A 12302-nucleotide genomic window follows, 5' to 3' on the forward strand; every position below is an offset into this window, starting at 1 on the left:
GCATACGATATATAAAAGAAATTACCTTGCAGAAAAATATTTTGATTAACTCTTAAAACGCTTTAATCACATGACCGAGCGACATGGATGTCGCTGTTTTGCTGTACTACAAGGATGGAGCATCAGCAAAACAAAATATTTTTGTTAGTTTTGTTCTTCCAAAAGTAAAACTCTGCCTGCACAAAGATCATAAGAACTTTTGAATGCATTTGAGGCAGTGAAGTTTTCCAAAACCATAAAAAAAGCACCCCCTCTGGAGTGCTTTTTTTTTACTGTAAAAATTACAGCTTAGATTTCACGTACTGCGCCTTTTGCCGCGCTGGTGGTATGCATGGCATAGGCTTTCAGTGCTTTTGAAATTTTACGTGGGCGCTCTTCTACCGGATGCCAGCCTTTGGCTTCCTGCGCTGCACGACGGGCAATCATGGTTGCCTCATCGACTGCCAGGTGAATGGTGCGGTTTGGAATATCGATTTCGATACGGTCGCCATCTTCTACCAGACCAATAGCGCCGCCCTCGGCGGCTTCTGGTGACACGTGACCGATAGAAAGACCGGATGAACCGCCCGAGAAACGACCATCGGTTAACAATGCACAGTCTTTCCCCAGGCCTTTCGATTTCAGATAGCTGGTTGGGTACAGCATTTCCTGCATACCCGGGCCACCGCGCGGCCCTTCATAGCGGATCACGACCACATCACCGGCTTTAATTTGGTTCCCCAAAATCGCATCCACTGCTGAATCCTGACTTTCAAATACGCGTGCCGTACCGTTAAATTTCAAGATAGAATCATCTACACCAGCGGTTTTCACGATACAACCATCCAGTGCAATGTTACCGTACAGGACCGCCAAACCACCGTCTTTCGAGAAAGCATGTTCAGCATTACGGATCACGCCATTTTCACGGTCACCATCCAAACGTGAATAGTAACGGTCTTGCGAGAATGCGGTTTGTGTCGGTACACCGCCCGGTGCTGAACGGAAGAACTGATACACGTCTTCATCTTCCGTACGGATGATGTCCCATTTGTCCAACGCATCTTTGAGGCTTGCTTCATGCACGGTTGGAACCGATGTATCGAGTAAACCTGCACGGTCAAGCTCGCCTAGAATCGACATGATACCGCCGGCGCGGTGCACATCTTCCATATGCACATCTTGTTTCGCTGGGGCAACTTTACACAGCACCGGTACTTTACGCGATAAGCGGTCGATGTCATTCATGGTAAAATCAACGCCAGCTTCGTTCGCAGCAGCCAATAAGTGCAGGACGGTATTGGTGGAGCCCCCCATTGCAATGTCCAAAGTCATGGCATTTTCATAAGAGGCTTTGGTGGCAATCGAGCGTGGCAATACGCTGTAGTCATCTTGTTCATAATGACGTTTAGCCAGTTCAACAATTAAAGAACCTGCACGTTCAAAGAGTTTTTTACGGTTGGCGTGGGTTGCCAGCGTTGAGCCATTCCCCGGCAGTGACAAGCCCAAGGCTTCAGTCAAGCAGTTCATCGAGTTTGCTGTAAACATGCCTGAACATGAACCACAGGTTGGACAGGCGGAGCGTTCGTATTCTGCGACTTCTTCATCGGTATAGCTGTCATCTGCTGCCACAATCATGGCGTCGATCAAGTCAATGGCTTTCTCATTGCCGCGGATTTTTACTTTACCCGCTTCCATTGGCCCCCCCGATACAAAAACCACCGGAATATTCAGGCGCATTGCCGCCATCAACATCCCCGGGGTAATTTTGTCACAGTTTGAAATACAGACCATGGCATCGGCACAGTGGGCATTCACCATATATTCGACCGAGTCTGCAATCAGGTCACGTGAAGGCAGGGAATACAGCATGCCGTCATGCCCCATTGCAATGCCGTCATCCACAGCAATGGTATTGAATTCTTTGGCTACACCGCCTGATGCTTCAATTTGACGCGCCACCAGCTGACCTAAATCTTTGAGATGAACGTGACCGGGTACAAATTGCGTGAATGAGTTGACCACGGCAATAATCGGTTTACCAAAATCTTCGTCTTTCATACCGGTCGCACGCCATAAGCCACGTGCGCCAGCCATATTTCTTCCGTGTGTTGATGTTTTTGAACGATAGTCAGGCATGGTGTTATTCCAACAAAGTTTGTGCAGGAGTGGGAAAATTCATCCACTCTGGCGAAATCTTACTAATCAAGAGCATGAAATCAGTCGAATTTTAAACATATCATAAATTAGCGATTCATTTAAAAAACTGGCTAAAAATACAGGACTTACTGCAATATGCTCAACTGGCAAGTTTCAATGCATATACGATGACATGCTGAAAACTACTATACCGCTAAGGCTCTGCATTAAATACAAAACTTTCATGAATAATTTTTAAAATTTACATGATTTATTTTTATATAAATATCCACTAAAAATCCATCGGGATAAAGCCTTGTAACAGATAAGTGTGCCGATTGATTAGGCTGGAATTTGGCTTTTGGCTTATACTAGGCTCAAGTTTTTTTGGAATTTCATGCGTGAAAATCATCTTTGCCGGCACACCAGAATTTGCAGCGGTTGCGTTAAAAGCCCTCATTAATACCCAGCACGAGATTATGGCGGTGTATACCCAGCCAGACCGTAAAGCAGGTCGTGGGCAAAAGTTAACTGCTTCGGCAGTCAAACAGCTGGCATTGGAGCATCAGCTTCCGGTCTATCAGCCTGTACACTTCAAGTCTTCGACTGAAGAAGGACTGGCGGCCCAGGCTGAACTGAAAGCCCTGGACGCTGACGTAATGGTCGTCGCGGCTTATGGTCTGATTCTGCCACAAGTGGTTCTCGATACCCCGAAATATGGCTGTCTGAATATTCACGGTTCGTTATTGCCACGCTGGCGTGGTGCAGCACCGATTCAGCGTGCTATTGCCACCGGCGATACAGAAACTGGCGTAACCATCATGAAAATGGCAGCAGGACTAGATACGGGTGACATGATGTATAAAACCTGGTGTCCAATTACAGCCGAAGATACTTCAGCCACATTACATGACAAACTGGCGATTCAAGGCGCTGAGGCGATTGTGGCTGTACTCGAATCTGAAGAAAAATTACAGCAATATCTGAATGCCCGCGAAGTTCAGGATGAAGCGCTCACAGTATATGCACATAAACTCTCTAAGGCAGAGGCGCATATTGACTGGACTCAAACTGCGGCCAGCATTGACCGTAACATTCGTGCCTTTAATCCTTGGCCAGTGGCCTACATTCCACTGGATGAAAATAATAATCTGCGCGTTTGGGGATCGGCCCTGTCTGCTGCCAATGCGCGAGGGCATAAGGCAGGCACCATTCTGGCGATAGACAAACAAGGTGTGCATGTGGCCTGCGGTGATGAAAAAGCCGTCTGCCTGGGCGCCTTACAATGGCCAGGAGGCAAACCGCTTAATCCGGTCCAAATTAACCAGACCCAAAAATTACATGTAGGACAGTCATTGGCATGAGTTATTCTGAAACAGGTACATCCCATCTGAACTTGCGTGCCCAAGTGATACGTACTTTACTGGCGGTACAACAGGGACAATCTCTGGCAACCGTTCTCCCCCTGCACCTGAAAAAGGTGGCAGAGCGTGACCGCGCCCTGTTCCATGAACTGGTTCTGGGTACTTTGCGTCAATGGTATGCCTTAAAAAGTATTACCCTGCCTTTGCTGGTGAAACCGCTCAATAATGATACGGTCGAGACCTGCCTCTATGTTGGTCTTTATCAGTTATTGCAAACTCGGATTGCGCCACATGCGGCAATTTCTGAAACAGTAACGGCGGTCAAGCAGCTCGGCTATCAGGCTTTGAGTGGTGTGGTGAATGCCATCCTGCGCCGTGTTTCACGTGAAACATCAGAATTTCAGGTGGCGCTCGAGCAAGCTCATGGTCTGCCAAGCTGGCTGCTGAAACGTCTAAAGAAAGACTGGCCGGAACAGCTGAGTGAACTCAGCCATGAGCTCAAGCACCTTGCTCCCCTCACCTTACGGGTAAATGAACGCCAAGTCAGTCGTGACGATTATTTAGAAATTCTGGAAGAGCATGATATTGCAGCACATGCCTGTACCATTTCACAGGTCGGCATTGTACTGGATTCGCAAGTCCAGATTCCTGACTTGCCAGGCTTCGATGTTGGTGGTTTTTCGGTTCAAGATGAACATGCCCAATTGTGCGCCACCCTACTGCCCAATCTGGATGACAAGTTCGTCGTGGATGCCTGTGCAGCACCTGGGGGCAAAACCGCACATATCCTCGAAAAATATCAGCCTCGAAAACTGATTGCTCTGGATCAGGACACCAAGCGTTTAACTCGGGTCACCGAAAATCTGGAACGCCTTTTATTGGAAGGTGAGCACGTCGTGATTGAAGCTGCCGATGCGATTAGCTGGCAGGCAGCCGAACAGCCGGACTGTATTGTTCTGGATGCACCCTGCTCTGCCATTGGCGTGATGCGCCGCCATCCGGACATCCGGTTGCTGCGTCATTCAACTGATATTGGCCAGACTGTCGCACTGCAACAGCAGATTCTGGAAAATATGTGGCAACAGCTCAAAGTTGGCGGCACCCTGCTGTATATCACCTGTTCAATTCTAAAAGCGGAAAATGAACAGCAGATGGTGGAATTCTTTAGCAAACATGCTGATGCCAAAGAAATTAAAATCCAGGCCGATTGGGGCATTGAACAGATTCATGGGCGCCAGTTATTGCCACAAGCAGGCCGTGGTGATGGCTTCTTCTATTGTCGTATTGAGAAAATAGCATAATTTATAAATAAGCAGACTAGACTAAAAGGGTGGCTCAGGCTGCCCTTTTTATTCTGTATTTTTTAACAGCTACTGAATAAATTTGAAGATGACCAGACTGGTTGCCAAGGCCGCCATACCACTCACCAGACCATAGACCGTTTCATGACCTTGGGAAAACTTTTTGGCTGCAGGCAAGAGTTCATCTAATGCCAGATAAACCATTACGCCACCAATCACCCCGAACACCATGCCATACATTGTCTGGTTCATATACGGTGCCAGAATAAAATGGCCCAATGCCGCTCCCAAAGGTTCGGCCAATCCCGAGACAAAACTGGCCAGCAAGGCATAATCTTTACGACCAGTGGCCAGATAGACAGGTAGCGCAATTGCAACACCTTCAGGAATATTATGGATCGCAATGGCCACGGCTAAAGGTACGCCCAGTGCAGGGCTTTCCAGAGTCGCAAAAAAAGTCGCCAGTCCTTCTGGCAAATTATGCGCACTAATCGCCAATAGGGTCAGTAATCCGGTTCTAAGTAACTGTGGCTGGCTGGCATCCTGCGCTTGTCGGGTTTCCATAGTTTCATGCGGGTTCGGAATCAGACGATCGAGTACTAACACCAAAATCACGCCAAGCAGAAAAGCAAACGTACCCAAGGCAAAACCGGTTTTTTCATTAAAGGCCGAACTAAAAGAATGAATAGATTTATTCAGAATTTCGGTGAGAGAAACATAAATCATGGCCCCTGCCGCAAAGGCCAGGCCAAACGCCAGAACACGGAAATTGGGACGTTTTAAGAACAGCACCATTCCTCCACCCACGACAGTCGCCAGACCTGCAAGAAACGTCAGACTAAATGCAATTCCGACTTGGTCGGGTAAAATGGCCTGCATCTTAATGCTCCATTTCTAAAATAAGAAAGTCATTATCACAAGGGATAATGACTTTCATTTTTATGGTTTGTTGGGCTAGATCAACAGATTTTTAGTTAAAGTATGTGCTGGTCTTTGACCTCGTCCAGCACCTCATCCTCTTCTGCATCCGGGTGCTTCGCCAAATGCAGCATGGCGAGAATCAAACCACCCCAAAGCAAGATCATTGAAATGGCCATCATAAATATTGCGGAAGTATTCATCTTAGTTCTCCTCCCCAGTCGTGCTATCTTTTAAATAGCTCAAGCCAATAGCGCCCAGCATAAACAGGGCCACGGTACCCCCACCGACAATCCATAGAATGTGCGTCGCATAATCCCCATAGCCACTGGCAATAATGGACTTGATGGTTAAGCCCAAAGCTATCAACAAGGATAATGGGGTAATGACCGTCAGCAAAAAGTTCCAGCCCTTGCCTAATTTAATGCTTGAGTATTGGTTAACATGCGCTTGTAACTGTTGCATTAATGGACGATGGAACCAGGACACCAGGATAATAGAAAGTACACCGCCACCGACAATCCCAATGTTATTGGCAAAGTAGTCAATAATATCGACAAAGGTAATTGCACTGTGTGTCGAGAAAATTAATGTAGACACCACCGCTGAACCGCCTGCGATAATGGTGACCGCTTTCTTACGTGACCATCCTAGTTTATCCTGAAAGGCTGCGATAGGGACTTGCAGGATACTCACCATGGAGGTGATTCCCGCCACGGTTAACGAGGCAAAGAACAAGAATCCAAACAGATCTCCTCCCGCACCCATACTCGAAATAATTTTAGGGAAGGCAATAAAGGCCAAGCCAATTCCTCCCGACACCACCTCTTCTACTGGCAAACCTGAGCTATAAGCCATAAAGCCTAATGCAGCAAAGACCCCAATCCCGGCTAAAATCTCAAAGGATGAGTTTGCTAATGCAACCACCAGACCGGAGCCTGTTAAATTGGTTTTTTTCTTCAAATAGGAGGCATAGGTCAGCATAATCCCGAAACCCACTGAAAGTGAGAAGAAAATATGCCCAAATGCGGCTAGCCATACTTTATAGTTCGCCATCGCTTCCCAGTTTGGGGTAAAAAAGGCATTTAAACCTGTGGTTGCGCCGGGTAAACGCAGCGCTTGTACGACCAAAATGGTAAATAACACCACCAGCAAGGGCATAAAAATTTTATTGGCAAGTTCTACACCGCGACGAACGCCGCCATATAAAATGAACATCACCACGGCCCACACAATCACCAGTCCAAAAAATAAGGTTGGCACAAAACCTAAGGCTAGGCCTTCACCATTTTGCAAATAGGTAGAAAAAAAGAATCCTTGTGTGTCTGCTCCCCATTGTTGGCCAATGGAATAGAACATATAACTGCCTGCCCACGACAAGACACTGGCATAATAGAGGCCAATGGCTAAGGTCACCATCACTTGCCACCAACCCAGGGCTTCAGAGTTCATGAGCTTCTTATAGGCAGTTGGTGGGGCCTTACGGAACTTATGGCCAACGGCATAATCTAAGTACAATAAAGGTAAACCAGCGGCAAAAATAGCTATCAGGTAAGGAATTAAAAATGCACCGCCGCCATTTTCATAGGCCACATAAGGAAAGCGCCAAATATTTCCCAAACCCACGGCAGAACCTACGGCTGCGATAATAAATCCTGATCGCGCGGACCAGTTTTCACGAGAATCTGTCATAAAACACCTAAACTATAAATTCCTTTTCATGCTGTTTGTTATGATTATTTCATCAGCAAAAAAAGAAACATTTCCATTATTTTTTGGTGTTTGAATTAGCGTTGTGCCTTTTGGGCATCGTATTCTAATGTGCAAACAGGTCAGTAAAATGTACAGCTTGCTTAAAGTCTGATGCGTTCACTGACCTTTAGATGCTTTAACAATACTGAATTTTTCACTTTTTTTCTGTAATTTCTGCTCAAAATATTCTTCTTTTATAATCTATCCTTAGTCAATCGTTCAATAATTCGACCAACTGATCTTGATTTTACTGACTCGATATTGTGAGAAATTTTGAAATGTATGATTTGTAAGTTTTACTCCGGCTTTTCCAGCCTTTTCCCCGTCAATTGCTTAGCAGTTCAACCATTCGTAGAACCTCACAATAAAAAGTAGCGTATCACTTTGCATGCACGGCAATAGACCTAGCTTTTTTAATCAGGCTTGCATGTTTTCCTCGTTCCAAATTTATGGCTATTGAATTAAAAATAAAATTCCACAATCTGCGGCTTGCCGATTGTGGACTTCAGTTGATTGCTTCGATCCGCTTAGGTTTTAATAACCAGCATCCGGGCTTCCTGCATATCCCGGATGGCTGACTGAATCCCTTCCCGGCCCAGACCGGAGTCTTTCACCCCGCCATAAGGCATGTTATCTACCCGGAAAGAAGGAATATCATTAATGATGACACCGCCGACCTGTAAATGATCCCAGGCATAGAGCATATTTTGCAGATTCTGGGTATAGACCCCGGCCTGCAAACCAAAACGGCTATTATTGATGCTGGCAATACCGGATTTAAAGTCAGCATAAGCTTCCAAAATGGCCACCGGACCAAAGACTTCATCACGATAAATTTCCAGCTGCCGGTCAACGTTTTCAAGCAGGGTCGGTTCAAACATCACGCCATTCAATTCGCCGCCCGCCAGTACCCGTGTGCCTTGCGCAACGGCGCTATCTAACCAGCGCTGTAAACGCTGGGCTTCAGTGGCTTTAATCATCGGACCTGCCAAAGTACTTTCCAGATCAGGATCTGCTGCTTTCAGGTTTTTGACTTGCTGAACCAGCTTGTCCCGGACATCCTTATAAATATCCTGATGCACTAGAATGCGCTGCACACTGATACACACTTGTCCAGCATGACCATAAGCACCGGCAATCAAACGATTAATCAACGCTTCTGTAATTTCAGTATCTGGCTCAATCATCACCGCTGCGTTACCACCCAATTCCAAGGTGACTTTTTTACGCCCTGCCCGTGCTTTCATATCCCAGCCGACCACATCTGAACCGGTGAAACTGAGCAGCTTGAAACGGTCATCAGTGACCAGTACATCGGCCAGATCACGTGGACATGGCAAAACCGAGAAGGCATTTTTCGGTAAATCGGTTTCAGCCAGAATCTCGGCAATTTTTAAGGCAGAAATTGGCGTCAGGCTGGCTGGCTTCAACACAAAAGGACAACCCGCGGCAATTGCTGGTGCAATCTTATGTGCCGTCAGATTCAGGGGGAAGTTAAACGGACTGATCAGGGAAACGGCGCCAATAGGCATCTGCTTGACCATGCCCTGATAATCCGCGGCTGCTGCCGTAACGGCCAGCGGTAAAATACGTCCCTGATCCATCTGGGTGACGGCATCTGCGGCAATCTGAAAGGTATTAATCAGGCGTTCAACTTCCGCAGCGGCGGCTTTACGAGGCTTACCGCCTTCTGCAATCAGGATAGTGGTCAGCTCTTCACGGATTTCTTTAAAACGCTGCACACAATGCAACAGGATATTCTGCTTTTGAAAAGGTTTTAACGCTGCCATCTCGGCTTCGGCCGCGGCAGCAGCCTGAATAGCCTGCTCCAAAGTTTTGGCATCTGCCAGGGCAACCCGTGCATAAAGTTCCTGACTATATTTATGTTTAACTTCCAGCCATGCTCCTGTCTCCACCGGTTTTCCGGCTACATATAAGGGATAATCGTTATAAGGCTGTACTGCTGTAGATCCCATTGCTCCGTCCTTTGCATCCAAATATATTACAATTTTAAAATTAGCTATATGATGCACCCAGATGCAGATATTAAGAATATGTATTTCGGTAAATGACATCGTTCAATTTAAACAAAATATAAGGGAAAATATGAAGCAGATAACAATATTAACTGCCCTATTCCTCGGATGTGGCCTAACCACATTCAGTCATGCAGATGTGCTGGGACTGAAAGCTGATCTGAGTTACTGGAATTTTGAGGGTTATAGTGAAAATACAACCCGTCATCCAGTGCCAGAATATCAGCATGTGCTGGATCGTCAGGGTACGGCACAACTGTCTGTGGCCTTAGAGCATCCAGTACCGATCATTCCGAATGTTAAAATTAAATACGTTAATCTGGACAGCCAAAGTAAGGAAGATATTCCGGGTCTTTCCGCGGACATTCAGCTCGACCGGATTGATTATATTCTCTACTACGAAATACTCGATAATATCGTCAGTGCAGATCTGGGCCTTGGTCTTACCAATCTTCAAGGTACCGTTCAACATCGCAATGCGCCCTACTTGACGGATTATGAAGCGGATGGTTATGCAGCCCTGGTTTATGGACAGGCCGGAGTGAAACTGCCATTTACCGGACTCAGCGCCAAAGCAGAGGCTGTATTGAGCCGTGGTAGCGATACCTCGCTCACTGACTTGCAGGCTGAAGTGCAATATAATTTTATTGATAATCTACTGGTTGATGTCGGTGCCAAAGCGGGTTATCGGATTATGAAGATTGACGCTGAGCAGAGTCAGGCACCTGATCTGAAACTTGAGTTTAAAGGGCCTTATGTCGGTCTGGATATACACTTCTAAAGAGGGCTATGCGGGTCTGATTTAACCTTGTAAGTTCAGGCTTACAACATGCAGTATGATCAACCTCTATACCGATTTTTCAATACAGACTATTCTACCCCTATAAAGAGCAGGACGCTCAAATACCTAAAAACAACAAGAATAATGTAATACCTCAGGACGTAAGGTATGACAGGAGTTATGCCTAAAAGTGAAGTACAAAAAAAGCTCTGACAGGATGTCGGAGCTTTTTTTATCTCGATATCCTGACTTAGCATTGCTTAACAATTGCAAGCTAAAACTCCCACATTGTAAGAATCGGCTTGTTGTTAAGCTGAAAATCCTCACATTTTTTGGGAACAGCGATCATGGTAAAAAAGGTCCTCTTTATTACTTCAAATCAAGGTATTGAACATGATGAACTGGTCGAGCCTTTAAACTTTCTCAAATCCAAAGGATTTGAAGTGATTCATGCTGCAGAAAAGAATGAAGATGTGGCAACTGTAAAAGGCGATACCAAAGCTGCTACCGAATATACGCCGGATACCAGTTTCGACCACGTCAATCTGGATGATTATGATCTGCTGGTAATTCCGGGCGGTACAGTGAATGCGGATACCTTAAGAATCAATCAGGATGCCCAGAACATCATTCAGCATTTTGCTGACAAGCACAAACCGATTGCCGCAATCTGTCATGGGCCATGGGTATTGATTGATGCACAGCGGATTAAAGACAAGAATCTGACCTCGTATAAGAGCATTAAGCTGGATCTGGAAAATGCCGGCGGGAAATGGGTCGATGAACCGGTTCATCGTTGCAATACCGGTGATTGGGTATTGATTACTTCACGTAATCCAGATGATATTCCTGCCTTTAATGAAGCAATCTTGAAAGAACTTGAAGGCGAAGCGGCTTAAATCCTTAAAATAAAAAGAACCTCATGATTGAGGTTCTTTTTATGTTTAGATGCCGCCTGTAAGACTTTTCAGGTAAGCAATCACTTCTTTATTGCGTGCCATTTCGGCCAGTTCCAAGGCAGTATGAGGGCTACGATGGGCCAGATCTGCACCTTTACTGACCAGCAGTTTGACCACAGCCAGATGATCATTTTCAGCGGCAGCCTGTAGGGCGCTATAGCCTTCTTCATCGGCAGAATTCACGTTCAGACCTTCTTGCAAACCCTGCTCGACCTGTTCAACGTCACCTAAGGAAGCCCAGTACACCAGTTCAGGAAGATGCAGTTCGTTGTCATCTTCAGGGATTGGGGAGAATGAGTTAATGTTCATACGCTAATAACTTTATTTTAAAGTATTGCCTTATTCTAAAGGAAAATCAGCTTTATTTTCTTGCACAAATTGTGACATTGCTTTCATTCTACGATAATGAGCTAAAAGAAGTTTAGATACTTCTTCTGGATCTCCAACTTTCTGACTTAAATCAGTTAAATTTGCATACCCTAAACTTTTTGCTAATTCCTCATTAAGCTTTCTTACTTCTCTAATTTCATTTGCTGCTAATTTTAATGAGCTGTCATGTTTTTCCTTACGTCTTTTACTTAAATTGCTATAAATTTCCTTTAAGTTTTTGTAAGCAGAATAAGATTCATTGAATAAAGCTAAAAAAATATTAACAGATTCAGCAATCTTTTTTGCTACTTCATAATTTAAAATTAATTCAATAAATCCAGGAGATGCATAAGTTATTGCACGAATAATAGGTTTATCTTCTGTAGGAATATATCTTGCAAAAAGATGATAAGCATTTACATATGTAAGGCCATCTCTCAGCTTATAAACCTCTATCTCTTGTAAAAAAGAATTTGAATTTATAATTCCTGTTATATTTTCTAAGCAATAAACAAATGCATAATTTTGCATATATAAGCGAGTAAAATTATTTAAATCTGCTAATGACCATCTTGAATCTAAAAGGATTCGATAATTATTTTCTTCTAGGGCGTGTCCTCATTTGAAGAATTGGTTTTAAATACTTAAAATCCTCCTTTGAGTTATTTTTATTTCTACATTTTCAATGGCACGCACTCTTCTTA

General features: G+C 45.0%; 11 protein-coding genes. 4 read left to right on the forward strand and 7 right to left on the reverse strand.

Going from position 1 to position 12302, the window contains the following annotated elements; genetic code table 11:
* Positions 1-288: 288 nt before the first annotated feature.
* The gene (ilvD, locus tag NI467_RS07545; protein WP_151205485.1) at positions 289-2118 is read right to left on the reverse strand and encodes a dihydroxy-acid dehydratase; all 1830 of its coding nucleotides are present in this window, start codon (positions 2116-2118) and stop codon (positions 289-291) included.
* 401 nt (positions 2119-2519) lie between these two features.
* Here ilvD and fmt point away from each other — a divergent pair, with 401 nt between their 5' ends.
* On the forward strand, positions 2520-3482 hold the full coding sequence (gene fmt / locus NI467_RS07550; protein WP_151207155.1) for a methionyl-tRNA formyltransferase: 963 nt from the start codon (positions 2520-2522) through the stop codon (positions 3480-3482).
* A complete protein-coding gene (gene rsmB / locus NI467_RS07555; protein WP_151207153.1) occupies positions 3479-4783 on the forward strand; it encodes a 16S rRNA (cytosine(967)-C(5))-methyltransferase RsmB in 1305 nt (434 codons plus the stop codon). Before fmt ends, rsmB begins: the two co-directional genes overlap by 4 nt.
* Before the next feature lie 69 nt (positions 4784-4852).
* Here the strand turns inward: rsmB and zupT are convergent, their stop codons facing one another.
* From zupT to NI467_RS07575, 4 genes are all read right to left on the reverse strand, one after another.
* Complete coding sequence (gene zupT / locus NI467_RS07560; protein WP_151207151.1) at positions 4853-5662, reverse strand: zinc transporter ZupT; 810 nt, start codon at positions 5660-5662, stop codon at positions 4853-4855.
* 95 nt (positions 5663-5757) lie between these two features.
* A complete protein-coding gene (locus tag NI467_RS07565; RefSeq protein WP_151205234.1) occupies positions 5758-5904 on the reverse strand; it encodes a methionine/alanine import family NSS transporter small subunit in 147 nt (48 codons plus the stop codon).
* Between the two features lies 1 nt (position 5905).
* On the reverse strand, positions 5906-7393 hold the full coding sequence (locus NI467_RS07570) for a sodium-dependent transporter (protein ID WP_151207149.1): 1488 nt from the start codon (positions 7391-7393) through the stop codon (positions 5906-5908).
* A gap of 587 nt (positions 7394-7980) precedes the next feature.
* Complete coding sequence (locus NI467_RS07575) at positions 7981-9429, reverse strand: aldehyde dehydrogenase family protein (RefSeq protein WP_151207147.1); 1449 nt, start codon at positions 9427-9429, stop codon at positions 7981-7983.
* A gap of 130 nt (positions 9430-9559) precedes the next feature.
* Between NI467_RS07575 and NI467_RS07580 the strand changes: the two genes are divergently transcribed.
* Both NI467_RS07580 and NI467_RS07585 read left to right on the forward strand, forming a co-directional pair.
* On the forward strand, positions 9560-10270 hold the full coding sequence (locus NI467_RS07580) for a TIGR04219 family outer membrane beta-barrel protein (protein ID WP_151207145.1): 711 nt from the start codon (positions 9560-9562) through the stop codon (positions 10268-10270).
* Positions 10271-10617: 347 nt separating this feature from the next.
* Positions 10618-11169 carry a type 1 glutamine amidotransferase domain-containing protein gene (locus NI467_RS07585; protein ID WP_151207143.1) on the forward strand — a complete coding sequence of 184 codons (552 nt, stop codon included), beginning with the start codon at positions 10618-10620 and terminating at the stop codon, positions 11167-11169.
* A gap of 45 nt (positions 11170-11214) precedes the next feature.
* Here the strand turns inward: NI467_RS07585 and NI467_RS07590 are convergent, their stop codons facing one another.
* Both NI467_RS07590 and NI467_RS07595 read right to left on the reverse strand, forming a co-directional pair.
* Complete coding sequence (locus tag NI467_RS07590; RefSeq protein ID WP_151207141.1) at positions 11215-11538, reverse strand: ankyrin repeat domain-containing protein; 324 nt, start codon at positions 11536-11538, stop codon at positions 11215-11217.
* Between the two features lie 30 nt (positions 11539-11568).
* Complete coding sequence (locus NI467_RS07595) at positions 11569-12129, reverse strand: hypothetical protein (protein WP_253152103.1); 561 nt, start codon at positions 12127-12129, stop codon at positions 11569-11571.
* Positions 12130-12302 lie beyond the last annotated feature (173 nt).

The organism is Acinetobacter sp. S4397-1 (assembly GCF_024129285.1).
In the GTDB taxonomy this organism is placed as follows: Bacteria; Pseudomonadota; Gammaproteobacteria; order Pseudomonadales; family Moraxellaceae; genus Acinetobacter; species Acinetobacter lwoffii_C.

Coding starts and splice junctions, on each gene's coding strand:
- ilvD (WP_151205485.1), bottom strand. CDS start 2,118: ATGCCTGACTATCGTTCAAAAACATCAACACACGGAAGAAATATGGCT.
- rsmB (WP_151207153.1), top strand. CDS start 3,479: ATGAGTTATTCTGAAACAGGTACATCCCATCTGAACTTGCGTGCCCAA.
- zupT (WP_151207151.1), bottom strand. CDS start 5,662: ATGCAGGCCATTTTACCCGACCAAGTCGGAATTGCATTTAGTCTGACG.
- NI467_RS07565 (WP_151205234.1), bottom strand. CDS start 5,904: ATGAATACTTCCGCAATATTTATGATGGCCATTTCAATGATCTTGCTT.
- NI467_RS07570 (WP_151207149.1), bottom strand. CDS start 7,393: ATGACAGATTCTCGTGAAAACTGGTCCGCGCGATCAGGATTTATTATC.
- NI467_RS07575 (WP_151207147.1), bottom strand. CDS start 9,429: ATGGGATCTACAGCAGTACAGCCTTATAACGATTATCCCTTATATGTA.
- NI467_RS07580 (WP_151207145.1), top strand. CDS start 9,560: ATGAAGCAGATAACAATATTAACTGCCCTATTCCTCGGATGTGGCCTA.
- NI467_RS07585 (WP_151207143.1), top strand. CDS start 10,618: ATGGTAAAAAAGGTCCTCTTTATTACTTCAAATCAAGGTATTGAACAT.
- NI467_RS07590 (WP_151207141.1), bottom strand. CDS start 11,538: ATGAACATTAACTCATTCTCCCCAATCCCTGAAGATGACAACGAACTG.
- NI467_RS07595 (WP_253152103.1), bottom strand. CDS start 12,129: ATGCAAAATTATGCATTTGTTTATTGCTTAGAAAATATAACAGGAATT.